Source organism: Streptomyces sp. HUAS 15-9 (assembly GCF_025642155.1).
Classification (GTDB): Bacteria; Actinomycetota; Actinomycetes; order Streptomycetales; family Streptomycetaceae; genus Streptomyces.
In genome coordinates this window covers 8477135-8501846 of the sequence record NZ_CP106798.1, presented here as the reverse complement: position 1 = coordinate 8501846, position 24712 = coordinate 8477135, and the positions used below count along the sequence as shown (strand labels likewise).

General features: G+C 71.8%; 19 protein-coding genes. 14 read left to right on the top strand and 5 right to left on the bottom strand.

Features of this window, described 5'->3' with window-relative positions; genetic code table 11:
* The first annotated feature begins 100 nt into the window (after positions 1-100).
* Entirely contained in the window at positions 101-4501 is a 4401-nt protein-coding gene (locus N8I87_RS38465) for a cation-translocating P-type ATPase (protein WP_263215512.1), read from the top strand.
* Positions 4502-4618: 117 nt separating this feature from the next.
* The gene (locus N8I87_RS38460) at positions 4619-5278 is read left to right on the top strand and encodes a DUF4389 domain-containing protein (protein WP_263215511.1); all 660 of its coding nucleotides are present in this window, start codon (positions 4619-4621) and stop codon (positions 5276-5278) included.
* Between the two features lie 55 nt (positions 5279-5333).
* Here N8I87_RS38460 and N8I87_RS38455 read toward each other — a convergent pair whose 3' ends face one another.
* Positions 5334-5630, bottom strand: coding sequence for a hypothetical protein (locus N8I87_RS38455; protein ID WP_263215510.1), 297 nt, complete (start codon positions 5628-5630; stop codon positions 5334-5336).
* 288 nt (positions 5631-5918) lie between these two features.
* On the opposite strand from N8I87_RS38455, the gene N8I87_RS38450 reads away from it, so the two are divergent.
* Both N8I87_RS38450 and N8I87_RS38445 read left to right on the top strand, forming a co-directional pair.
* Entirely contained in the window at positions 5919-8198 is a 2280-nt protein-coding gene (locus N8I87_RS38450; protein WP_263215509.1) for a heavy metal translocating P-type ATPase, read from the top strand.
* A 96-nt stretch (positions 8199-8294) separates the two neighbouring features.
* Positions 8295-9182: a universal stress protein gene (locus N8I87_RS38445; protein ID WP_263215508.1), complete on the top strand. Its 888-nt coding sequence runs from the start codon at positions 8295-8297 to the stop codon at positions 9180-9182.
* Between the two features lie 91 nt (positions 9183-9273).
* Here N8I87_RS38445 and N8I87_RS38440 read toward each other — a convergent pair whose 3' ends face one another.
* The gene (locus N8I87_RS38440) at positions 9274-9897 is read right to left on the bottom strand and encodes a DoxX family membrane protein (RefSeq protein ID WP_263215507.1); all 624 of its coding nucleotides are present in this window, start codon (positions 9895-9897) and stop codon (positions 9274-9276) included.
* 352 nt (positions 9898-10249) lie between these two features.
* Between N8I87_RS38440 and N8I87_RS38435 the strand changes: the two genes are divergently transcribed.
* Entirely contained in the window at positions 10250-11977 is a 1728-nt protein-coding gene (locus tag N8I87_RS38435) for a sensor histidine kinase (RefSeq protein ID WP_263215506.1), read from the top strand.
* A gap of 144 nt (positions 11978-12121) precedes the next feature.
* The gene (locus tag N8I87_RS38430) at positions 12122-12544 is read left to right on the top strand and encodes a pyridoxamine 5'-phosphate oxidase family protein (protein WP_263215505.1); all 423 of its coding nucleotides are present in this window, start codon (positions 12122-12124) and stop codon (positions 12542-12544) included.
* Between the two features lie 102 nt (positions 12545-12646).
* Here the strand turns inward: N8I87_RS38430 and N8I87_RS38425 are convergent, their stop codons facing one another.
* Positions 12647-13339, bottom strand: a complete 693-nt coding sequence (locus tag N8I87_RS38425; protein WP_263215504.1) for a response regulator — start codon at positions 13337-13339, stop codon at positions 12647-12649.
* A 213-nt stretch (positions 13340-13552) separates the two neighbouring features.
* Between N8I87_RS38425 and adhP the strand changes: the two genes are divergently transcribed.
* From adhP to N8I87_RS38395, 6 genes are all read left to right on the top strand, one after another.
* Entirely contained in the window at positions 13553-14563 is a 1011-nt protein-coding gene (gene adhP / locus N8I87_RS38420) for an alcohol dehydrogenase AdhP (RefSeq protein WP_263215503.1), read from the top strand.
* Positions 14564-14692: 129 nt separating this feature from the next.
* Positions 14693-17377: a pyruvate, phosphate dikinase gene (gene ppdK, locus N8I87_RS38415; RefSeq protein ID WP_263215502.1), complete on the top strand. Its 2685-nt coding sequence runs from the start codon at positions 14693-14695 to the stop codon at positions 17375-17377.
* A 167-nt stretch (positions 17378-17544) separates the two neighbouring features.
* The gene (locus N8I87_RS38410; protein ID WP_263215501.1) at positions 17545-18222 is read left to right on the top strand and encodes a CBS domain-containing protein; all 678 of its coding nucleotides are present in this window, start codon (positions 17545-17547) and stop codon (positions 18220-18222) included.
* 111 nt (positions 18223-18333) lie between these two features.
* Positions 18334-18798 (top strand): cyclic nucleotide-binding domain-containing protein, encoded by a 465-nt coding sequence (locus N8I87_RS38405; protein WP_263215500.1) that lies wholly within the window; start codon positions 18334-18336, stop codon positions 18796-18798.
* 41 nt (positions 18799-18839) lie between these two features.
* Positions 18840-19550 (top strand): CBS domain-containing protein, encoded by a 711-nt coding sequence (locus N8I87_RS38400; protein WP_263215498.1) that lies wholly within the window; start codon positions 18840-18842, stop codon positions 19548-19550.
* 45 nt (positions 19551-19595) lie between these two features.
* Positions 19596-21167 carry an oleate hydratase gene (locus tag N8I87_RS38395; protein WP_263215496.1) on the top strand — a complete coding sequence of 524 codons (1572 nt, stop codon included), beginning with the start codon at positions 19596-19598 and terminating at the stop codon, positions 21165-21167.
* A gap of 3 nt (positions 21168-21170) precedes the next feature.
* On the opposite strand, the gene N8I87_RS38390 is transcribed toward N8I87_RS38395, so the two are convergent.
* Both N8I87_RS38390 and N8I87_RS38385 read right to left on the bottom strand, forming a co-directional pair.
* Entirely contained in the window at positions 21171-21704 is a 534-nt protein-coding gene (locus N8I87_RS38390) for a hypothetical protein (RefSeq protein ID WP_263215495.1), read from the bottom strand.
* A gap of 171 nt (positions 21705-21875) precedes the next feature.
* Positions 21876-22691, bottom strand: coding sequence for an SDR family NAD(P)-dependent oxidoreductase (locus N8I87_RS38385; protein ID WP_263215494.1), 816 nt, complete (start codon positions 22689-22691; stop codon positions 21876-21878).
* A 53-nt stretch (positions 22692-22744) separates the two neighbouring features.
* Here N8I87_RS38385 and N8I87_RS38380 point away from each other — a divergent pair, with 53 nt between their 5' ends.
* A complete protein-coding gene (locus N8I87_RS38380) occupies positions 22745-23386 on the top strand; it encodes a TetR/AcrR family transcriptional regulator (RefSeq protein ID WP_263215493.1) in 642 nt (213 codons plus the stop codon).
* Entirely contained in the window at positions 23383-24705 is a 1323-nt protein-coding gene (locus N8I87_RS38375; RefSeq protein ID WP_263215491.1) for an FAD-binding oxidoreductase, read from the top strand. The genes N8I87_RS38380 and N8I87_RS38375 overlap by 4 nt, the downstream gene beginning before the upstream one ends.
* Positions 24706-24712: the final 7 nt, after the last annotated feature.

Genomic DNA, 24712 nt, shown 5'->3' with positions numbered 1-24712 from the left:
GCGGGTGCGCGGTCAAGGCGTTGCGATGGAGAACGGGGGTTTGCCGAGCCACCCGCGCACGCGGGGAGGGTGCCGGGCCGCAGGGAGCTGGTGATGCGCCGTGGCACTTCCGGGATGCGGACTGCTGAGGACTGTGGTGTCGTCCGCTGCCGGTGTGCTGCGGACCGAGGCCCGGGTACGCGTACGGTTCTTCGGCAACCGCGCGCACGTGGCCGTACGGGGTCTGCGCCCCGGCGATCTGCCCGAGGGGGCGGCGACGAAGCTGGCCAAGGAGGTCGAGCGGCGCCTGGCCGCCGTGCCCTCGGTGGACTGGGCCGTGGTGAACACCGTGCTCGGTCACGCCGTGGTCGGCACCGACGGCTCGTCCGAGATCGAGGTGATCACGGACGCCCTGATCGAGGCGGTCGAGGCGGTGGAGGAGGCGCACGGCGTCGCGCACCCGCTGCCCGAGCACCCGATGTCGGGTGGGGCGGTCCGCAGGTCAACCTCGGCGACGGCCCTGCATGTGGCCGCCGCGCCCTTGGCAGTGATGGCCGGTCTGACGCGGCGGACCCCCATCCCCTCGGGCATCGCCGCGCTCGCTCCGATCGTCGACGCCCACCCGCGCCTGAGGCATGTCGTGGAGGACGCGGTCGGCACCGAGAACGCCGGCATGCTTCTGGCCTCGCTCACCGCATTGGGGCAGGCCGGCTCGGGCGGTCTCGCCGGGGTGGTCGTGGACACCGTCCGGCACGTCCTGCACACGATCGAGGCCGACGCGGAGGCGAACGCCTGGGCCGCGGCCGAGCCGCGTCTCGCGGGCAGCGCCGCCGCGGGAGCCCATGGCGCGCCGCCCGTGCCGCTTGCCCGGGAGACGCCGCTGAAGCCCGGTCCGATCGAGCACTACGCCGACCAGGCACCCGTCGTGGGCGTGGCGTCCTTCGCCGGATCGCTGCTGTTCACCCGAAATCCCGGGCGGGCCGCCGGCGCGGCGCTGGCGGCGGTCCCGAAGGCACCGGTCCTCGCCCGCGAAGGTTTCGCCTGCGTTCTCGGCCGGGGTCTGGCCCGCCGGGGAATGGTCGTGGCCGATCCGGAGGCGCTGCGCAGGCTGGATCGGATCGGGGTCCTGTTGCTCGACACGGACGCGCTGGCCACCGGGTTCCATCGGCTTGCCGATCTGGTGGCCCTCGACGAGGACGCGTCCGCGGGTGAACTCGCTGCCACGGCGCACCGGCTCTTCGACGGTTCCGCCCCGCAGCACGTGCGGCGGGACGGGGAGTGGAGCCTGGGGCCGGTCGAGCATCTGACGTTGCAGGGGCGGTCGGGCAAGCGGGCCCGGGAGGGTCTGCGGCGGGACGGTGCGCGGTTCGTGCTGGGCCTGGCGCGCGGGCAGAGCCTGCTCGCCGTGATCAGCGTGCTGCCCGAGATGCACCAAGCCGCGAGCGCCATCGTCCCGGCCGCACATGCGGCCGGGCTCAGGGTCGTGACCGCCGGTGCGTACACCGCGCAGGCGTCCGTGCGGGAGGCCGACGCCGTCAGTGAGGCGGGCGTTCGGCTGCCCGATGCCGTACGGGCCCTGCAGCGCGACGGCGAGGGCGTGCTGCTGCTGTCGCACCACCGGCGCGCGCTCCAGGCCGCCGATGTCGGCATGGGCGTGGCCGACCCGCAGGACAGGCCGCCCTGGGGCGCGGACCTGTACCTGGACGGCGATCCCGGGGCGGCCGTGGTGATCGTGGAGGCCTGCCGCACCGCGCGCGAGACGGCACGCCGGGGCGTGCGGCTCGCCGAAGCCGCAGCCGTGGTCGGCGAGACGGCGGTGCTGGCGGGGCGGGCACGGCGGCCGGCCGCTCGGGGCGTCACGGTGTTCAACGCGGCGGCCGGACTCGGCACCGCCGCCGGTGTCTGGGCCGCCGTACGGCTGCTGCGGCGCCCCACACCACAGCCCTCGTCGCGGCAGCCGTGGCACACCATGGATCCGTCCACCGTGCTCGCCAGGACCGGCGGCGGCGAAGGCGGCCCCGCGGACGAGAAGGCACGGGCGCACGCCACGACCACGGGTGAGCCGGCGCCCGCGACGTCGCTCGGCCGGGCCTGTATCTCCGAGATGGCGAACCCCCTCACACCCGTCCTCGGTGCCGGGGCGGCCATGTCGGCGTCGGTGGGCGCCGTCCTCGACGCCGTGGTCATCGTGGCGGTGACCGCCGTGTCCGGGTTCCTCGGCGGGTTCCAGCGGTACCGGACGGACCGTGCGGTCGCCCAACTGCGGCGCGAGTCGGCCGTCATGGCCAACGTGGTGCGGGACGGGGAGGAAACCGTCGCCGCCGCCGAGGAGTTGGCCGTGGGCGACGTGGTGAGTCTGAACCCCGGTGACGTGGTGCCCGCGGACGGCCGGCTGCTGGAGGCGCACCATCTGGAGGTCGACGAATCCGCGCTGACCGGCGAGTCGCTGCCGGTGGCCAAGGGTGTGGAGCCCGTGCTGGCCTCGCACCTGGGGGACCGTACGTCCATGGTCTACGAGGGCACCACCGTGGCGGCCGGCCGCGGCCGTGCCGTCGTCGTCGCCACCGGCACGGCCACCGAGGCGGGCCGCGCCGCAGCCGGCGGGCGAGGGGCGCCGCCCTCCGCCGGCGTCGAGCGCAGGCTGGCCCAGATCACCCACACCACACTGCCGGTGGCCCTCGGTTCCGCGGCCGCCGTGGTGGCGGCGGGCATGCTGCGCGGGCGCCCCATCCGGGACACGGTCGGGGCGGGCGTTGGACTGGCCGTGGCCAGCGTCCCCGAAGGACTGCCGTTTTTGGTCTCGGCCGCCCAACTCGCCTCCGCCAGAAGGCTTTCCGCGCGCGGTGCCCTGCTCAGGCACCCGCGCACCATCGAGGCGGCGGGCCGCACCGACGTGCTGTGCTTCGACAAGACGGGGACCCTCACCCAGGGGCGGATCTCCCTCGTCGCCGTCGCCGCCGACGGCCACAGCCGTCCTCTCGAGAAGCTGGAGGACGAACAGCGTGCCGTCCTCGCCGCGGCGCTGCGGGCAACGCCACGCCCGCACAACGGTGGAGAACTGGAGCACGCCACCGACGGCGCGGTCACCGAAGGTGCTCAGGAGGCGGCAGTGAGCCGGACCACGGCCGCGGCGGGCTGGCGGCGCACCTCCAGCCTGCCGTTCGAACCCAGTCGTGGTTTCCACGCCACGCGAGGCCGCTGCGGCGAGCGCCGGATCCTGTCGGTGAAGGGGGCTCCGGAGGAGGTCGTGGAGCGCTGCGCCACCCGCGACGGCCGACGACTGGACCGCAAGGGCAGGAAGGCCATCCTCACGGCGGGCGAGCGGCTCGCGGCCAAGGGCCACCGGATCCTCGCGGTCGCCGAACTGCGGGACGCGCCGGGCGGCAAGCTCACCGACGAGGCGGTGGACGGCCTCGACTTCCTCGGCTTCCTCGCGTTCGCCGACCGGGTGCGCGGCGCCGCAGGCGACGCGGTGCGCCGACTGGCACAGGCGGGGGTGCACATCGTGATGATCACCGGGGACCATCCGAGCACCGCCGAGTCGATGGCGCGCGAGCTGGGCGTCGTGGACGGCAGACGGGTGGTGACAGGAGCCGAACTCGACGACATGGACGACCGCGCCCTCGACAGGCTGCTGCCCGACGTCGGCGTCGTCGCCCGCGGCACCCCCGTGCACAAGGTGCGTGTGGTTCAGGCGTTCCAACGCCTGGGCCGCACCGTCGCGATGACCGGCGACGGCGCCAACGACGCGCCCGCCATCCGGCTCGCCGACATCGGGATCGCGTTCGGTACGCGGGCCACGCCGGCCGCGCGCGCGGCGGCGGACCTCGTCGTCACGGACGACCGGCTGGAGTCGGTGCTCGACGCGCTCGTGGAGGGCCGCGCGATGTGGGCCTCCGTACGCAAGGCGCTGGCGATCCTGGTCGGCGGCAATCTCGGCGAGATCGCCTTCACCCTGCTCGGTGCTGCCGCCACCGGCACCTCCCCCTTGACGGCCCGTCAGCTCCTGCTCGTCAACCTGTTCACCGACCTCGCCCCGGCCATGGCCGTCGCCCTGCGCCCACCGCGGCCCGAGGCCACGGAACGCATGCTTCACGAGGGACCCGAGGTCTCGCTCGGCACCGCGTTGACCGACGAGACGGTGAACCGCGCCGTGGCCACCGCCCTGGGCGCCACGGCCGGCTGGCTCGCCGCCCGCTTCACCGGCCGCCCCGCCCGTGCCCGCACCGTCGCTCTGGTCGCGCTCGTCGGTGCGCAGCTCGGTCAGACCCTCCTGGTCGGGGGCCGCAGCCCGGCGATCGTCATCGCCTCCGTCGGCTCCCTGGCCGCGTTGGCGGCCGTCGTCCAGACCCCGGTCCTCAGCCAGTTCTTCGGCTGCACACCGCTCGGCCCCATCGCCTGGACCATCGCCCTGTCCGCCGCGACCGGGGCAACGGTGAGTTCACTGTTCCTCCCACCGCTCATCGCGCGCGTCCACGCGGCAATTCCCGCACCGCGACCGGCGGGCAGCGCGACGACGTGAACGTCTGCGAAGTGCCGCTCGGCCGCCTGCCGTGCCCGCTCAGCCCATACCCGCTCGACGGTCGGGGCCGGAAGCTGAAGACCAAGTCGGTCACACGGCATTCCGGAAGTGATCACCATGTCCACCGTTCACCCCGCCCGGCTGACAGCGCGGCTCGACACCCCCTTGTCGCGCTGGCTGTGGCTGGTCAAGTGGCTGCTGGCCCTCCCCCACTACATCATCCTCGTCCTCCTGTGGATCGCATTCATCTGCGTGAGCGCGGTGGCGTTCTTCGCGATCCTGTTCACCGGCCGCTACCCACGCCCGCTGTTCGAGTTCAACACCGGCGTGCTGCGCTGGAACTGGCGGGTGACCTACTACGCGTACGGCGCACTGGGCACCGACCGCTACCCGCCCTTCACGCTCGCCGATGTCCCCGACTACCCGGCGCGCTGGGACCTGCCGTACCCCGAACACCTCTCACGCGGTCTCGTCCTGGTGAAGTGGTGGCTGCTGGCCCTTCCGCACTATCTGATCCTCGCGTTCCTCCTCGGCGGCGTCCGCATTCCCTGGGCGGCGGGCGGACTCATCGGGCTGCTCGCCCTGTTCGCCGGGGTCGCACTCGCGGTGACGGGCCGCTACCCTGCAGGCATCTTCGATCTCCTGACCGGGCTCAACCGCTGGGTGCTGCGCGTGGCCGCCTACGCGGCGTTGCTCACCGACGTGTATCCGCCGTTCCGGCTCGACATGGGCGGCGACGAACCCGACGGCACGAAGGAACAAGAACCCGCGCCATGACCACCGCGCAGGGGCGGCGGATCGCCAGGGCCTGGCGATCCGCCGCCCCTGCGTCTCAGACGCTCCCCCTGAACACGTCGTACCCGGGAACGGTCGCGCCACCGCCGGCCCGAACGGCTTCCACCGCCGCCTGGTGCAGCTGCCGACTGTCCTGCGAGGACGAGCAGGGCACCGGACTTCCGGCAAGGGTGAACCACGTGGAGGTGCCGCTGTACTGGATCGTCACATGGGCCTGCCTGCCGTCCCAGGCGGTGTGGAGGGTCAGGTCACCGGACACGATTCCGGCCTCATCGGTACGAGCACCTCCCCGCCCGGCGAACACCCCTGTCGTCGTCCATGAAGCTCGGGCCATGACCATCAGCCTTCTTTCCCGACCATCAGCCTTCTTCCCTGATTACAGGTCCCTCCCATGGTCGCTCGCGCGGCTCGTCCCTGCCCGGGCCGACAGTCCCGTCGCCAGGGACCGACCGGCCCTGGTCCGGCTCGGCCGCCCAGGCGGCCGAGGGCCCCGAGTACGTCGAGGAGCGGGCACCTTCTCCCATCGGCACACAGGGCCGGACGGGGCAATGAGTGCGTGCCCTCCGGCCCTCGCCGTGCAGGCCGCCCCGGGCGACGCTGGATATGACGGGAGGGCGATGCCATGTCGCTGAAAATCGAACCGGTTCTCCTGATCGTCACGAGCGCGGCGCTCGCGGCCGGCGGCGTTCTGTGGCTGGCCGGCGCCGGCGACCTGGCCGATCTGTGCTGGGCGTTGGGCACACTCGCGGCGATCGGACCCGCCGTCGGCTGGGTGCTGACCGCGTTGCGCCACGGGCACGCCGGGGTGGACCTGATCGCGGTCCTGGCGCTGGGCGGCACTTTGGCCGTGCGCGAGTACCTCGCCGGAGCGCTGATCGCGCTGATGCTCGCCACCGGGCGCACCCTCGAAGCGGCGGCCCAGCGCCGGGCCTCCCATGATCTGCGGGCGCTCCTGGAGCACGCGCCCCGCACCGCCCGGCGGCGCACCGGCACCGAGGTGCGTACGGTGCCGCTCGCCGAGATCGCCGTCGGGGACCAGCTCGTCGTCGGCCCCGGCGAGGTGGTCCCTGTCGACGGACACGTGGTCGAGGGCCCGGCCGTACTCGACGAGTCGGTCCTCACCGGTGAGTCGGCGCCTGTCGAGTACGGGCACGGCCAGAGCGTCCGCAGTGGTGTCGTCAACGCCGGAGGCGCGTTCGAGCTGCGGGCCACGGCCACCGAGCAGGACAGCACGTACGCCGAGATCGTACGACTGGCCCGGCAGGCGGGCGCCGAGTCCGCGCCGGTCGTCCGGCTGGCCGACCGATACGCGGCCTGGTTCCTGCCGCTCACCCTTGCGGTGGCCGGGCTCACCTGGCTGATCAGCGGCTCTGCCGTGCGGGCGGTGGCGGTGCTGGTCGTCGCCACGCCCTGTCCCCTGCTGCTCGCGGCGCCGGTGGCGGTCGTCTCCGGGCTGTCCCGGGCCTCCCGGCTCGGTGTGGTGGTCCGCGACGGTGGCGCGCTGGAGAACCTAGGCCGGGCGCGCACGCTCCTCCTGGACAAGACCGGCACGCTCACCCGGGGCCGCCCGCACGTGCTCGACGTGACCGGCGCACCCGGCTGGAAGCCGGCGGAGGTACTGCGTCTGGCCGCATCGGTCGACCAGTACTCGCCTCATGTGCTCGCTCACGCGATCGTCGACGCGGCGCGTGAGCGCGGGCTGGAACCGTCCGTGGCCACCGATGTGTCCGAGGAGCCGGGCCGCGGCGCCCGGGCGACGGTGGAGGGGCAGCGGATGGCGGTCGGCCGGCTCGATCCCGGTGCGGATCGGGACGCGTGGGTCCGTGCGACCCGCAACCGGGCCCTGCTGGACGGGGCTGCCGCCGCGTGGCTCACCGTCGACGACCGGCCCGTCGGCGCGGTCCTGCTGCGCGATCCGCTCCGCCACGACGCTCCACGCACGCTGCGCCGGCTGCGCGCGGCGGGCATCGAGCGGCTCGTGATGCTCACCGGTGACCGGCCCGAACCCGCACGGGAGGTCGCCGCCGTGCTCGGTCTCGACGACGTGTGCGCCGACCTCGCCCCCGCGGACAAGGTGGCGGCCGTACGGGCGGAGGGTGAGCGGGCAGTCACCGTGATGGTCGGCGACGGGGTCAACGACGCTCCGGCGCTGGCGGCGGCGCACGTCGGCGTGGCGATGGGGGCGCGCGGTTCCACCGCGTCCTCCGAGGCCGCCGACGTCGTCCTGACCACGGACCGGGTGGACCGCCTGGCCGACGCCGTGGCGATCGCCGTACGGGCCCGGCGGATCGCGGTGCAGAGCGCGCTCGGCGGGATGCTCATGTCGCTGGCGGCCATGGGCGCCGCCGCTGCCGGGCTGCTGCCGCCGGCCGCCGGAGCGCTGCTCCAGGAGGCCATCGACGTCGCGGTCATCCTCAACGCGCTGCGCGCCCTGAAGATCGGCCAGGCGGCGGGGCCGGCCCTCGAACCTGCCACGGAGGCACTCATCCACCGCTTCGCCGCCGAGCACGACGATCTGCAGGAGGTCCTGGAAGCGGTGCGCGCCGCCGCCGACCGGCTCGCCGACGACAGCGGCCCGAAGTCCCTGGCGGCCGTGACCGAGGCCCACCGGTTGCTCACCGAGCGGCTGCTGCCGCACGAGTACGCCGAGGAGCACCAGCTCTACCCGGCGCTGGCCTCCGCGCTCGGCGGGCCCGAGACGACCGCCACCATGAGCCGTGCCCACGTCGAGATCGAGCGGCTCGCCCGGCGCATCGCCACCCACCTCGCGCTCGCCGACGCCGACACGGGCGTGGCCCCCGAGCAACTCGACGACCTGCGCGCCTGCCTCTACGGGCTGCACACCGTGCTGCGGCTGCACTTCACGCAGGAGGAGGAGAACTACTTCTCGCTCGCACCGTGAAGCGCGGCGAGCGGGCCCGCGGCGCCCCCGACTGGAGGCTCCGGGCCATCGGGACTTTCATGAAAGCACCGGAAGAACCCCACGCTGGAGACGACGATGTCCCGACCGAGTGATCGCCGACCGATCGTGGTGGGTGTGGACCCCGAGCCCGCCAAGCGGATGGTGCTGGCCTGGGCGGCCGACGAGGCCGCACGGCGCCACGTGCCCCTGCGTCTGGTGCACGCCGAGGGCGTGCCGACCAGGGGCTACCGGAGGCGGGAGCCCCCGCCGTCCTGGGAGGAATGGAACGAGTCGCTGCACGAGGCGGGCGAACGGGCGCTCAAGGCCGCGGTGACCTTCGTGGAGGCCCGGCAGCCACGGCTCGAGGTGGACTGGCTGCTGGCCGAGGGGGACCCGGCCTGGATCCTGCAGGAGCAGAGCCGCGAAGCCACGGCCGTCGTGCTCGGGTCGCGGCATCTGACCCGCGCGAAGGAGGTGTTCGGCGGGGCCTCGGTGGCCCTGCCGGTCGTGGCCCACGCCCACTGTCCCGTGGTCGTCGTGCCGGAGCCGGAGCACATCACCCAGCAGCCCGCGTACTTCGTGGTGGGCGTCGACGGCAGCGCGCGTTCCACCGCCGCGGTCGACTTCGCCTTCGAGGAGGCGGCCCTGCACGGCGCCGCGCTGCGGGCCCTGTACGTGTGGCAGCCGGGTCCGCTCCGCGTCTTCGACGAGCAGGCGGAGCAGCAGGAGCACCGGAGGGTGCTTTCCGAGATCGTGGCAGGGCGTAAGGAGCGGTATCCGGAGGTGGAGCTGCACCACGAGCTGGTCGTCGGTCATCCCGTGCAGGTGCTGACCGAGCAGTCCACCCATGCGCTGGGACTTGTGGTGGGGAGCCGTGGTCACGGAGGCTTCGCCGGCATGGTGCTGGGCTCGGTGAGTCAGGGCGTACTGCACTATGCGCACTGCCCTGTCGTCGTCGTCCCGGACACGCCGCGCGAAGCATGACACCCCGCGGGGTTTCCACCACAGGGACCCGGACATGCGCCGGCGCGGCAGGCTCCCGGGGGAGCCCGCCGCGCCACCGGTGTTCAGCCGCTCAGCGCAGCCAGCCGTGGTCGCGGACGATGGGCAGCCTGGCCCAGAGCCGGCCCGCGCCGAGGGTGTTGCCCGCGGCGACGGCGGCCAGGGCGATCAGGACGATGGCGTAGATGAGGTGGTAGTCGACGAACGGGTTGGGGGACATGCTCGGTGAGCCGTCCGACAGGTGCTTGGCGGGTGGCCACTCGGCGATCCACATCAGCGCCATCATCGCGGTGCCCGCGACGGCGGCGATGCGCAGCGCGACGCCCGCGATCAGCGCCAGGCCGATGCCTAGCAGGCCGAGCATGAACAGCCAGTCCGCCCAGGTGTCGCCGGCCCAGGAGTGGAAGGTGGACTCCATCGGCCCGGCGGCGACGGAACCGAGGAAGCCCTTCGTCGGCGAGCCGCCGTCGATCCAGCCCTTGCCGGACTGGGTGGCGTAGCCGAGGCCGAAGGTCTTGTCGAGGAACGCCCACAGGAAGACGAACCCGGTGAGCAGACGCAGGGAGGCGAGGGCGTAGGCCCGCGCGGTGTGGGTGTCGGTGTCCACCGACACGGTGGGCTCGGAGGCGGTGCGGTTCCTGCGGAAGGACGGCAGGTGGAAGCCGGGGCTCCGGTGAGGGTGTTCGTGCACGGCCATGATGGCGATCCCTTCGGGGAGAGGCGGGGGCGTTGCCTGACGCCCATCACTCTCTTCTCGTGAGCCAGGCGGCGCCGGATGCCGAAGGTCTGTGGCAGCAGGGCTGAACGTCCCGGTCTGCAAGGCCCGTTGAGCCGCCGTTCGGACGTCCTGCACAACGGAGTCGGAGCCTGTCTCCTCCCGGGCGTGTCCGGCTGCTCCACTGATCTTCCAGGAGGCATCGGTCACGGCTCCGGCGGCCGACTAGGATCTTGGCTGCAGAACGGCGCCATTAACACATGCATTCGCATGCGAACAGGGCCGTTCGGGCATGATGCGGGGGTGCGACTGGCACCTTCCGGAAGGAGCGGGAATGGCTGAGAGTCCGGCCGACGAGCGCAGGAGCCGTCCGGCGGCGCCTCAATTGCGGCTGGATGAGCTGCTGGAGGGGCTGCAGGCGCAGGTCGAGCAGGTGCGTGCGACCCGTGACCGTGTGCACACGCTGCTGGACGCGGTGCTCGCCATCGGCTCCGATCTGGATCTCGACGTCGTGCTGCGGCGCATCACCGAGTCCGCGGTGAGCGTGGTGGACGCGCGGTACGGGGCACTCGGGGTGCTGGGTGAGGAAGACCGGATCAAGCAGTTCATCACGGTCGGCATGGACGAGGACACCATCGGTGCGATCGGCAGCTACCCCCATGGCCAGGGCATCCTGGGGCTGCTGATCCGGGAGCCGGAGCCGTTGCGGCTGGCCGAGCTGGGCCGGCATCCCGACTCGGTGGGCTTCCCGGCGGGCCACCCGCCGATGACCACGTTCCTCGGGGCACCGGTGCGGGTCCGCGACCAGGTGTTCGGAAACCTGTATCTGACCGACAAGCGCGGTGGCGCGGAGTTCGACGACGATGACGAGGCGGTGCTGCGCACGCTCGCGGCCGCGGCGGGTGTGGCGATCGACAACGCACGGCTGTACGAGGACAGCCGCCGCAGGGAGCAGTGGCTGACCGCGAGCAGCGAACTGACCCGCAGTCTCCTGTCCGGCACCGATCCGGTCCAGGTGCTGCACCAGGTCGCGTCGACCGTCCGAGCTCTCGCGGAGGCGGATCTGGTCACGCTGGCGGTGCCGCTCGACGGCGGCGAGCTGGTGATCGAGGCTGCCGACGGAGAGTGTGCCGAGCGGGTGCGCGGGCTGGTACTGCCCACCACCACGCTGGCCGCGAAGGTCTATCAGTCCAATGAACGGATCACCAGCGACGCACTGTCCCAGGAGGCGCAGGCGGGGGGCGGATCAGCGGCACAGATCGACCTCGGGCCGGGCTTCCTGCTCCCGCTCGGCGGGGGCGAGCATGTGCGCGGGGTGCTGCAGGTCGCCAATCTGCCGGGCGGCGGCGAGTTCTCCGACGCCACCATGACCATGATCAGTGGCTTTGCCGATCAGGCCGCGCTGGCTCTGGAGGTCGCCGACCACCGGCGCGAGGCCGAGCACCTGCTGGTCCTGTCCGATCGTGACCGCATCGCCCGCGACCTGCACGACCTGGCCATCCAGCGGCTCTTCGCCTCCGGGCTGACCCTGAACTCGGTGCTCGGACTGCTCTCCGACCGGCCCAAGGTGGCCGAACGCGTGCAACGGGTGGTCGACGACCTCGACGACACCATCAAGACGGTACGGGGCACCATCTACGCGCTGCGCGAGCGGGACCGGACCGGCGGGCGGGGCGGGCTGCGCGCACAGCTGCTGGCCGAGACCGACCAGGCCGCCGCCGTTCTCGGCTTCACCCCGGCCCTGCGCATGACCGGGCTGCTCGACACCGACGTGCCCGCCGGCCATGCCGAGCAGCTTCTGGCTGTACTGCGGGAGACCCTGTCGAACGCCGCCCGGCACGCGCACGCCACCGCGGTCGAGGTCACCGCCGAGACGGACGGGCGGCGACTGTGCCTGCGCGTCGCCGACAACGGCCGGGGACTCGACCCCACCGTCACCCGCCGTAGCGGCCTGGACAACCTCAGCCAGCGCGCCGACGCCCTCGGCGGCGGCTTCACCCTCACACCGAACGAACCCGCCGGCACCGTCGCGGAATGGACGGTGCCGCTGCCCGCGCAGTAGGAGGCCCGGCCCCCGCCCTGAGGGGTGTCGTTCGGATCATCCCGGCGTCTCGCGGGCAAACGACACCCTCTAGCGGCCCGAGGCGGAGGGAAACAGGGCCGATCGGCCCTATTCCCGGAAGGCGACCACCAGGACGATGGGCGGATGTTCCAAGACGACGCCTTTCGCGCACTCGACCGGCCGGAATGCCTGCGCCTGCTCGGCAAGGTGCCGATCGGCCGTGTGGTGTACACCCGCAAGGCGCTGCCCGCGGTCCTGCCGGTGAACTTCTCCGTGGACGCGGACTCGGCCGTGGTGCTGTTCACGTCGTCGGGCTCCGACCTCGTCCGGGCGATCGACGGTGTCGTGGTCGCGTTCGAGGTGGACGACTTCCGGGCGGAGACCCAGTCGGGCTGGAGCGTGGTGGTCACCGGCCGGGCCGGCATCGTGACCGACCCGGCCGAGCACGAGCGCCTGTCACGCACCGGTCCCCGCTCCTGGATGCCGGTACGCGATGGCGTCTTCGTACGGATCGAGTCCGAGATCGTCACCGGACGCGAGCTCCATGGGGCGGTCGAGGCGCGCTGAACTTCCCCTCGCCACGATCCGGCTGAGCTTCCCCTCCCCCGATCCGGACAACGCGTCCTGACGGCTGGGCGCCGCCTTCCGAGAGGCCCTCGGCCGAGGCGCTCAGTTCCCGGCTTGCTTGAGCCGGTCCTGGGCCTGGGTGGCGATGACCGCGGCCTGGATGCGCCGCTCCACACCGAGCTTGGCCAGCAGGCGCGAGATGTGGTTCTTCACCGTCTTCTCGGCGAGGTACAGCCGCTGGCCTATCTGGCGGTTGGTCAGCCCCTCCCCGATCAGGGCGAGGATCTCGCGCTCGCGGTCGGTCAGGCCCGGGAAGGCGTCCGGCTCCTCCTCCCGCTCCTTGGCGCCGCGCAGCCGGGCCATCAGCCGGGAGGTGGCACTCGCGTCCAGCAGGGACTGGCCGGCGGCGACCGTTCGCACGGCGGACACCAGGTCCGAGCCCTGGATCTGCTTGAGGACGTATCCGGACGCGCCCGCCATGATCGAGTCGAGCAGGGCCTCCTCGTCGTCGAACGAGGTCAGCATCAGGCAGGCCAGATCCGGCATCTGTGAACGCAGTTCGCGGCACACGGTCACACCGTCGCCGTCCGGCAGGCGCACATCGAGCACCGCCACGTCCGGACGCAACGCGGGGACGCGCGTCAGTGCCTGCTCCACCGTCCCGGCCTCACCGACCACGGTGATGTCCGGATGGTCGTTCAGCAGGTCGTGCACCCCGCGCCGTACCACCTCGTGGTCGTCCAGCAGGAAGACCCGGATGGGGTTGTCGGGACCGGGTCGCTCACTGTCCGCCATTGATTGCTCCTCGTGCCGCTTCGTCTGTTCTCGGGTGCCGGAACGAGCCCGGCGGACCTCAATTGTTCCCGGCCTGTCAAATCTTGCGGGACGGGGGGCCGTACGACCAGGGCCGAGCGGCCTCGCGCCCGGGACGTCCAGTACTTCCCGACGAGCCGCGGCCCGTTCGACGCTGGGAGCGCATCGCACCGAACCGCGCTCAAGGAGCAGGCAATGAAGGCAGCAGTCGTCAAGTCCTTCGGCGAGCCGCTGGTGATCGAGGAGCGCCCCGACCCGCGGCCCGGTCCGGGCCAGGTCCGCATCCGTCTCGAGGCATCGGGACTGTGCCACACCGACATCCACGCCGCCCACGGCGACTGGCCCGTCAAGCCCACCCTGCCGTTCGTCCCCGGACACGAGGGCGTCGGCATCGTCGAGGCGCTCGGGAAGGGAGTGACCCACCTGGACATCGGCCGGCGGGTGGCCGTGCCCTGGCTGGGCTGGGCGTGCGGTCGGTGCGAGCACTGTCTGTCCGGCTGGGAGACGCTGTGCGAGCGACAGCAGAACACCGGCTACAGCGTCGACGGCGGCTACGCCGAGAAGATGCTCGCGCCGGCCGACTTCGCCGCCCCGGTCCCCGACGGCGTCGACCCGCGCGACGCCGCCCCGCTGACCTGCGCCGGCGTCACCACGTACAAGGCACTGAAGGTCGCCGGGGTCCGCCCGGCGCAGCTGGTGGCGATCTCCGGCGTCGGCGGGCTCGGTCACCTAGCCGTGCAGTACGCGAAGATCGCCGGAGCCACCGTCGCCGCGATCGACGTCACCGACGACAAGCTGGCCCTCGCCCGCGAGCTCGGCGCGGACATCCTCATCGACGCCCGCACGGAGGACCCGGCCGAGGTGCTCAAGCGGCACGGCGGCGCCCACGCGGCCATTGCGCTGGCGGTCGCCGAGCAGGCCTTCACGGCCGTCTACGGCGGTCTGCGGCGCGGCGGCAAGCTGGTCATGGTCGCCCTGCCCGCCGGTGGCACCGTCCGGGTGCCGATCTTCGACACCGTTCTGAACGGCACCTCCGTCATCGGCTCCATCGTCGGCACCCGCCAGGACCTGGACGAGGTGTTCCGGCTGCACGCGGCCGGACGCACCAAGGTCATCTACGAGACCCGGCGCCTGGAGACCGTCAACGAGTCGATCGCCGAGGTCCTCGACGGGCGGGTCACGGCACGCATCGTCTTCGAGATGTGACCCGCCCTCGCCGCGCGTCGAGCGTCCGCGGCCCCGTACCGCCCGGCACACGGCCGAGCCCGTACCTCCCGGGCAGCAGTAGCCCCGCACCTCCCAGGCACCAGTAGTCGGAAGGAAGCACACACCGTCATGGACCGCTACGTGTACGCGTTCACCGAGGGCGGCCGCGACATGGCCGACCTGCTCGGCGGCAAGGGAGCCAACCTGGCCGAGATGACCCGGATGGGCCTGCCCGTACCGCCCGGGTTCACCGTCTCCACGGAAGCCTGTCGCGCCTTCCTCGCCACCGGCGCCGAACCCGACGGAATGTCCCGCGCGATCTCCGGGCACCTGTCGCTCCTGGAGGCCGGTGCGGGGCGGGTGCTGGGGCAGCCCGACGACCCGCTGCTGCTGTCCGTGCGCTCCGGCGCACGGTTCTCCATGCCCGGCATGATGGAGACGATCCTGGACATCGGCCTCAACGACGAATCTGTGCACGGCCTGGCCAAGTCCTCCGGGAACAAGCGTTTCGCCTGGGACTCCTACCGCCGCCTCGTGCAGATGTTCGGCAGCACCGTCATGGGGGTCGACGCCGCGCTGTTCGAGAAGGTCATGGCCGACTTCAAGCTGGACCGCGGCGCCGCGGACGACCTGGGCCTGGACGCGGCCGATCTGGCCGAGCTCGTCGAGGCGTACAAGGAGCTGATCCGGCGCGAGACCGGTGAGTCCTTCCCGCAGTCCCCCGCCGAACAACTGCGGCGCGCGGTCCTCGCCGTCTTCGAGTCGTGGAACGGCGAGCGCGCCCGTCTCTACCGCCGCCGCGAGCACATCCCCGACGATCTGGGCACCGCCGTCAACGTACAGACCATGGTCTTCGGCAACCTCGGCCCCGACTCCGGCAGCGGCGTCGCCTTCACCCGCGACCCGGCGACGGGACGGCCCGGACTGTACGGCGACTATCTGCCGAACGCGCAGGGCGAGGACGTCGTCGCCGGGATCCGCAACACCGTGTCCCTGACCGAACTGGAGCGGCTGGATCCACGGTCGTACGGGCAGCTGTGCGACCACATGCGGACCCTGGAGCAGCACTACCGGGATCTGTGCGACATCGAGTTCACCATCGAGCGCGGCCGGCTGTGGATGCTGCAGACCCGGGTCGGCAAGCGCACCGCGGAGGCCGCGTTCGCCATCGCCGCCGAGCTCGTCGACGAGGGCCTGATCACCCCCGACGAGGCCCTGGCCCGCGTCGGCGGCGACGGCCTCGCGCGTCTCATGTTCCCCCGGTTCGACACCTCGGCCGTCGGCGAGGCGCTCGCGCACGGCCTGCCGGCCTCGCCGGGCGCGGCCGTCGGCGCCGCGGTCTTCGACTCCGCCGAAGCCGTCCGGCGGGCCGCCGCGGGCGAGAAGGTCGTGCTCGTACGCCAGGAGACCACACCCGACGATCTGCCGGGCATGATCGCCGCACAGGCCGTACTGACCAGCCACGGCGGCAAGACCAGCCACGCCGCGGTCGTCGCGCGTGGCATGGGCAAGGTCTGCGTCTGCGGTGCCGAAGGGGTCGGCGTGGACACCCGGGCCCGCCGGTTCACGGTGGGCGACACCGTCGTCGAGGAGGGCACGGTGATCTCCGTCGACGGCTCCGAGGGCACCGTCCATCTGGGCGCCGCTCCGCTGGTCGACTCCGCGGTGATGCGGTACTTCGAGACGGGCGAGCGGTCGGACGGGGTGGTCGGGGCCGTGGCCCGCGCCATGGACCGGGCCGACGGCGTACGGCGGCTGGAAGTACGGGCCAACGCCGACACCCCGGAAGACGCCGCCCGGGCCCGCCGGTTCGGTGCGCAGGGCATCGGACTGTGCCGCACCGAGCACATGTTCCTCGGCGAGCGGCGCAAGCTGGTCGAGGAGATGATCCTGGCCCGGACGGACGCCGAGCGCGAACGGGCGCTGGAGGCCCTGTTGCCGCTCCAGCGGCAGGACTTCACCGGCATCCTGGAGGCGATGGACGGCCTGCCGGTCACCATCAGGCTCATCGACCCGCCGCTGCACGAGTTCCTGCCCGACCGCACGGACCTCGCCGTGCACGTCGCCGCCGCCGAGGCCCGTGGCGACGTTCCCGTGCCGCGCGACGTCGAGCTGCTGGACGCCGTTAACCGTATGCACGAGGAGAACCCGATGCTGGGCCTGCGCGGGGTGCGTCTGGGCCTGGTCGTCCCCGGGCTGGTCGCCATGCAGGTGCGGGCCATCGCCGAAGCGGTCGTGGATCGGGTGCGGGCCGGTGGCTCTCCCGAGGCGGAGATCATGGTGCCGCTCGTCGGCGCCGTGGAGGAGCTGCGCATCGAGCGGGAAGAGGTGGAACGGGTACTCGCCGAGGTCTCCGAAGAGGCCGGCGTCCCCGTGCACTGCCCCGTCGGCACCATGATCGAACTGCCGCGGGCCGCGCTGACCGCGGGCCGGATCGCCGAGGAGGCGGAGTTCTTCTCCTTCGGCACCAACGATCTCACCCAGACCACCTGGGGCTTCTCCCGCGACGACGTCGAGGCGGCGTTCTTCTCGGCCTATCTCGACAAGGGCATCTTCTCCGCCTCACCGTTCGAGACGCTGGACCGCACGGGCGTGGGCCGGCTGATCCGGATCGCCGTGACCGAAGGCCGTGCGGCACGGCCCGGCCTGAAGATCGGCGTCTGCGGTGAGCACGGCGGGGATCCGGACTCCGTCCACTTGTTCCACGACGCGGACCTCGACTACGTCTCCTGCTCGCCCTTCCGGGTCCCGGTCGCACGTCTGGAGGCCGGGCGGGCCGCGCTCACCGGGACGGAGACGAGCGACAGCAGGTGACGGACCAGGCTCCTGAGACCCATCGACGGGTGGGCGGGTCAGTCCCCCTTCTCGGGACACTCGGCCCCAGCGCCGGGCGGCGTGCCGGAGGGAGCCTGGAGGAGTATCCGCACGGCTCCGAGGACGGGCCCGACGAAAGACGGCAGACGAGGAAGGAAGTGGGCGGCATGGCCCGCACAGTCGGCGAGGTGATGACCCGGGACGTCGTCCAAGCGCACCGGGCGACACCGTTCAAGGTCGTGGCACGGCTGCTCGACCAGCACCGGATCAGTGGGCTGCCCGTGGTGGATCACGACGACAAGGTCATCGGGGTGATCTCCGAGAGCGACCTGATCCGCCGCCAGGCGATCCGGCCCGCGGACGGCCCGGCACAGCAGAGGCACCCGCACGCGCGGGACCGCTCCGCCCGTCGCACCGTCGCCGCCACGGCGGGAGAACTGATGTCGACGCCCGCGATCACCGTGCATCCGGAACAGAAGGTCGCGGACGCCGCGCGTGTGATGGAACGCCACGGTGTCGAGCGGCTCCCCGTCGTGGACGAGGAGGACCGGCTCATCGGCATCGCTACCCGCCGCGACCTGCTCCGTGTCTTCCTGCGCACCGACGAGGAGATCCGCCAGGAGGTCCTCGACGACATCCTGACCGCGTTGTCCCTTCCGTCCCACGGCGTGATCGTCTCGGTCCGGGACGGCATGGTCACCCTGGAGGGCCGGCTCGAGCACCGCAGCGACATACCCCTGACGGTCCGGTCGACGTACCGGGTGGACGGGGTGATCGGCGTCGTCAACAGCCTGACCTTCCGCCTCGACGACACCCGCCCGGCCGCCCACCAGGGCAGTCACTGATCGGACCCGGTGCCGAGCGGCCCGGTCACAGGGTCCTGCGGCCCATGGGCCGGACCGGCGCCGTGGACGACGCTGGAAGAAGAGGCCGGTACGCCTTACTGGAGGCACGTGATGAACGCTCCCCCTACACCCGGCATGATGCGCGCACTCCCCGTCGAGTACCGGGAACGGCTGATGCGCGTGGCCCGGCAGGTCTCGTTCCCGCAGGGTACCCGTCTCTTCGAGGAAGGGAGCCGAGCCGACCGGTTCTGGATCATCCGCACCGGCACCGTCGACCTCGACATGAGGGTGCCCGGCCGCCGTGCGGCCGTCATCGAGACCCTCGGCCACGACGAACTCGTCGGCTGGTCCTGGCTCTTCGGTCCGCACAGCCGGCACCTGGGTGCCGAGGCGACCAGCCCGGTGCGCGCCTACGAGTTCGACGCCGTCGCGGTCCGGTCGATGTGCCAGGACGACCCCGCGTTCGGCTTCGCCGTCGCCCAGTGGGTGGGTGACATCGTCGCCCACCGGCTGCGCTCGGCCCGCACCCGGCTGCTGGACCTGTACGCCCCTTACGGCAGCGGGAACGTTCGCTGACCGGTCCCACGCGTCACAGCGGCCCAGACCAAGGAGGCACCATGACAGGCAGCCCGCACATCGTCAGCGACGTGATGACCCACACCGTCGCCGCCGTCGGCCGCGGGGCAGGCTTCAAGGAGATCGTGCGGATGATGCAGGACTGGAAGGTCAGTGCCCTCCCCGTCCTGGAAGGTGAGGGCCGCGTCGTCGGTGTCGTCTCCGAGGCCGACCTGCTGCCCAAGGAGGAGTTCCGCGACAGCGACACGGACCTGCTCACCCAGTTGCACCGCCTGGACGATCTCGCGAAGGCGGGGGCCGTGACCGCGGGAGAGCTGATGACCGCTCCGGCCCTGACCGTGCGCGCGAACGAGACGCTCGCCCAGGCCGCGCGGACGATGGCCCGCGCCAAGGTCAAGCGGCTCCCCGTGGTCGACGAACTGGGCATGCTGCAGGGCGTCGTCAGCCGTGCCGACCTGCTGAAGGTGTTCCTGCGGGACGACGAGGACATCGCCGAGGAGGTGCGCCGGGAAGTGGTGTCCTATCTCTTCCCGGTGCCGGCGTCAGCCGTACGCGTCGCGGTGCGCGAGGGAGTCGTCCAGCTCGGTGGCAGTGTGCGGGACACATCGCTGGTCCCTGTGGCCGCGCGTCTGATCCGGGCCGTCGAGGGCGTGGTGGACGTGAAGTTCGACCTCACCCCACCGGTGGGCCTTCCGGAACGAAGAGGTGCCCAACGGCCCACTGACGGCACCCCGAGCCACACGAAACCCTGAACTGCGCGGTTCCCGAAAACCCTAGTGAGAACCAGGAGTTGTGTGATGGCGAAGGCGTATCTGGTGGGCAGCGGTATCGCGGCGCTTGCCGCGGCCACGTTCCTGATCCGCGACGGCGGTTTCAAGGGATCCGACATCCACCTCTTCGAAGGGCAACGGACCATCGGCGGCAGCCTGGACGCGGGCGGCACCCCCGACGCCGGCTACACCATGCGCGGCGGCCGGATGTTCGAGGCCGAATTCCGCTGCACCTACGATCTGCTGTCCGGCATCCCCACCCTCGACGATCCCGCCGTCTTTGTGACCGACGAAATCCTGGCCGGACACGAGGACTTCGCCTGGGACGACATCGCACGCCTCGTCGACGGTGACGGCAAGATAGTCGACACCACTTCGATGGGCTTCTCCGAACGGGACCGGCTGGAGCTGATCCGGTGCCTGGCGACCCCCGAGGAGCACCTGGACGACCAGCGGATCACGGACTGCTTCGGCAAGCACTTCTTCACCACCAACTTCTGGTTCATGTGGTGCACCACGTTCGCCTTCCAGCCCTGGCACAGCGCGATCGAGTTCCGGCGCTACCTCAAGCGCTTCATCCACCTCTTCCCCGAGTTCGCCGCCATGTCGGGCATCCACCGGACCCGCTACAACCAGTACGACTCCATCGTGCGCCCGCTGACCGCCTGGCTGCGCGAACGCGGTGTGACCGTGCACACCGGCTGCCATGTCACCGACCTCGGATTCGCGCCGGGAATCCACAGCGGTACGGTCGACACCCTGTTCCTGAGCCGGCACGGCGAGGACGAGACGATTTCCGTGGCTCCCGAGGATCTGGTCCTGGTCACCAACGGCTCCATGACCGACGCCTCCAGCCTCGGCTCGCACACCTCTGCCCCGCCCCCGGCTCCCCATCGCTCGGAAGCCTGGCTCCTGTGGCATCGACTGGCCCGGGGACGCGAGAACTTCGGCAACCCGTCCGCCTTCGACAAGCACGTGAAGGAGTCCCGCTGGGAGTCCTTCACGGTCACCTCCAAGGACCCCGCCTTCCTCGCTGCGCTGGAGGAGTTCAGCGGGCGCCCGGCCGGCAAGGGCGGGCTGATGACCTTCACCGAGTCCAACTGGCTGCTCACCATCGTCGCCAACCGCCAGCCCGTCTACCGCGACCAGCCCGAGGACGTCGGGGTCTGGTGGGGCTACGGCCTGTTCCCCGACCGGGCCGGCAACACCACGCCCAAGCCGATGACCATGTGCTCCGGACGGGAGATCCTCGAAGAGGTGCTGCACCACCTGAAGTTCGACGAGCGGACGGCGGCGCGCGTCCTGGAGACATCAACCGTGGTGCCCTGCGTGATGCCGTACATCACCAGCCAGTTCCTGGTACGCCGCCGCGAGGACCGGCCCGAGGTCGTGCCCGACGGATCGGTCAACCTCGCCTTCATCGGCCAGTTCGCCGAAGTACCCGACGACGTCGTCTTCACCGTCGAGTACTCCGTGCGCACGGCCTGGACCGCGGTGGCCCGACTCCTCAAGCTCGACAAGCAGCCTCCGGCGGTCTACAAGGGCCATCACGACCCTCACGTACTGGCCAAGGCTCTGGAGACGATGCATCGCAGGTAGGACTCAGCGGACGGATTTCCCGCCGGACGGGGTGACGGCATACCACATCCCGTCCGCGGCCTGCCCGTTCGCCTGGCCGGCCGCCGTGTCTCCCATGTACCGGTACAGCGGCCAGCCTCCGAGGGTGAGCTGCGTCCTGCCGTCCCGGTGAACCGTGCCGAGGAGGCTCTTCTCAACTCCCATCGTCTTTACGGAGTCCTGCACCATGACGGGCATCCAGGTCTTCGTACACGTACCGGAACATGTCCACTTGGACGGATGCGCCTCGTCCTTGTCGTAGCGGTAGAGAGTCATCCCCCTGTCGTCGGTCACCACGCTGCCCAAGCCCTCGACAGCCCTGGCCATCAGCGTGGTGGTGACGGCCAGGTGCCCGCTGCCGGTCGCGGGTTCCGAGGCGGCGGACGTGGCGACCGGAGCGACACTCGTGGGGCTGGTACCGGAGGAGGAGGCGTTGTCCATCGAACTGCCGCACGCCCCCAGGAGAAGCGCCGAGGCGAGCCCTGCGGCCGAGAGGAGGACGATGCGCTGCTGGTTCACGGAGCTTCCCTTCGCCGGGCGTTCTGCCTACTCCAGCAGTACGTGGGGCAACTCCCGCCCGCTCAGCGGCCGGTGCCACATGGCGAAGCCTTGACCGAGACCGACGGAGCACCGGGCACCGGTGCGTCACCGGGTATCCTCACGGCCCCCTTCCCGGCAACACCGACCGCATCAGTGCGGCAGCGCGGTGAGCACGCCCGACTCCCTGTCGAGCAGGTACTGCAGGGGCTCGGCGGCCCACGGGCCGCGGTCGGCGATCAGTTCGCCGGCGTGCCGGCCGAGGTCCGCGCCGCTCAGCCAGGCCTCGCTGTCGGCGCCCGCCGCCGCATGGGGGCGGGTGCGGATGGGGCCGATGACGAGTTCGTAGATCCGCCGGCCCTTGCCGTCGAGTTCGGCGGTCAGGCTGCACAGCAAGGACTTCTTGGCCGCGTTGGTCGCACCGACGAGGGCGGCGCCCGGGTAGGGGATCTCCGCGCTGAAGCCGGTGAGATGGACGAGCGCACCGTCCTGGACGAGCAATGGGGTGACGGCTCGCAGTGCCCGGAAGTGGCTGGTGAGATTGTCCGCGATCATCGCGTCCCAGACGGCGTCGGAGACCTCCAGCAGCCCCGTACGGCCCGGCGGGCCCCAGTTGCCGATCGTGAGGACGGCACCGTCGAACCTCCCGTGATCCCTGGCGAGCCGGTTGCGTACGGCGGTGCTGTCCGGATCGGAGACGTCGACCACATACGGGTGAAGGACGCCCGGTCCCGCATCCGCCACATACGTGGCGAGGGCGCTCAGCCGGGCCTCGCTGCGGCCAGCCGCGACCACGGTGGCGCCCAGTTCCAGCAGGGCTCGGGTGATCCCCTCGCCGATGCCTCCACTCGCCCCGACGACGAGTACGGAGCGGCCCTCGAGGAAGGCTCCCACGGGTTCCGTGGGTCCTACGAGGTCTCTGACCGGCTCCAAGTGCGACTGCCGGAGCCGTATTGAACGGTTGGTCATTTGGATCAGCGTAGCCACCGCCGATGCTAATGACCAGATGTACATTACGAGTTGTGAGCGACGAACCCACCAATGCCCCGGCCTCCGCCAGGAAGCGCGTCCGCGCTCCCGAGGCGCACCGCGAGGCGATCCTGGAGGCGGCGCGGGCCGCGTTCGCCGAGCGGGGCTATGCCCGTGCCACCATCCGGGAGATCGCCGGGCGGGCCGGTGTCACCCACGGTCTGGTCATGCGGCACTTCGGCTCCAAGGAGCAGTTGTTCCTCGCGGCCGTGCCCGGCCCCCGGGACCTGCCCGAACTGGTCCCCGGCCCGCAGGAGACGCTGCCCGACCGGATAGCGCAGGCCTTTGTCGCACGGATGGAGCACTCCGACGGCAACGACCCGTTCCTGGCGCTGATCCGCAGCGCGGCCTCCGACGAGCAGGCCGCCACCGGGCTGTACGCGGCGATGCGGCGCAGCAGCGCGGCGGCCTACAGCACGGTGCTGAGCGGGCCCGACGCGGACGAGCGCATCGATCTGCTCGCCTCCCATCTGATCGGCGTCACCTTCAGCCGGTACGTGCTGCGCAGCGGGCCCGTGGCCGAGATGGCGCCGGAACGACTCGTGGCGTATCTGACGCGGACCCTGCGGTGCGTCCTGGAGCCCGCCGCGCTTCCCGAGACCTCCGCTTGCTTCGAAGGGACCTCCTCGTCATGACGGAACAGGGCGTCGCCCACGTCGAGTTACCGCCCTCCCTCGTCGGCCGTACGGTGCTGCCGTACGACGCGCGGTACGAGCGGGTGCGCCATGGATACGTGCACCGGGGAGCCCCAGCGGTGGTGATCTTCCCGGAGAGCCCGGAGGAGGTGGCCGTCGCGCTGACGTACGCGCGGGCCCGGGGCACGGTGCTGTCCGTGCGCAGCGGGGGGCATGGCATCAGCGGGCGGTCGACGAACGACGGCGGTGTGGTCGTCGACGTGTCGCGTCTCGACGGCGTCGAGGTGCTGGACCGGGCGCGGCGTCGGGTGCGGGTCGGCGCGGGCGCCCGCTGGGGGCGGGTGGCCCGGGCCCTCGCCCCGTACGGGCTCGCCGTCAGCTCCGGCGACACCGGTGACGTGGGCGTGGGCGGGCTGGTCACGGCGGGCGGCATGGGCTGGTTCGCGCGGCGGGACGGGCTGACGATCGACCATGTGACGGCCGTCGAACTCGTGCTGGCCGACGGGACGTTCGTCCGGGCCGACGCGGACCACGAACCCGACCTGTTCTGGGCCGTCCGGGGCGCGGGCGGCAACTTCGGCATCGTCACGGCCGTGGAGCTGGAGGCGTCTCAGACCGGTGATGTCGTCTTCGCCAACCTGGTCCTCGACGCGCGTGACGCCGCTCCCCTGGTGGAACAGTGGGGCGCCGTCCTCGAAGCCGCGCCGCGCGAGCTGACCAGTTTCCTCACGCTCATGCCCGCCGGACCCGGCCGCCCGGCCATCGCGCATGTCGCGGCGGTGTACGCCGGTGACCAGCCGGATGCCGCCCAACGGGCGTTGACGCCTCTGCTGGGCCTGGGCCCGCCGCTGCAACAGGAGGCGGTCCTCGCCCCGTATCCGGCGCTGGTGCCGGTCGGGGGCGCGGCCCACCACGGTCAGGGGCTGGGCGCCACCCGCTCCGGGCTGCTCGACCGCGTCTCCACGCACACCGCACGGTCGGTCGCGGGGGCGCTGGCATCGGGAGAGGTGCTGATGGAGCAGTTCCGTTCGGTGGGCGGCGCGGTCAACGACGTCGATCCGGCCGCCACCGCCTACGCCCACCGCAGCCAGAACTTCCAGTTGCTGTCGGCGACCGTGCCCGAGCTGGAACGCGCCCTGGACATCCACTGGGCACAGCTCGCCCCGGAGGTGAACGGCATGTACCTCAGCTTCGACAGCCGCCGCTCCCCCGAGGTCCTCGCCGAGGCGTTCCCCGGGCCGACCCTGGCCCGGCTGCGCACGCTCAAGGCACGGTACGACCCGGAGAACGTCTTCGACCGCAACTTCCCGCTGCGCTGAGTGCGTT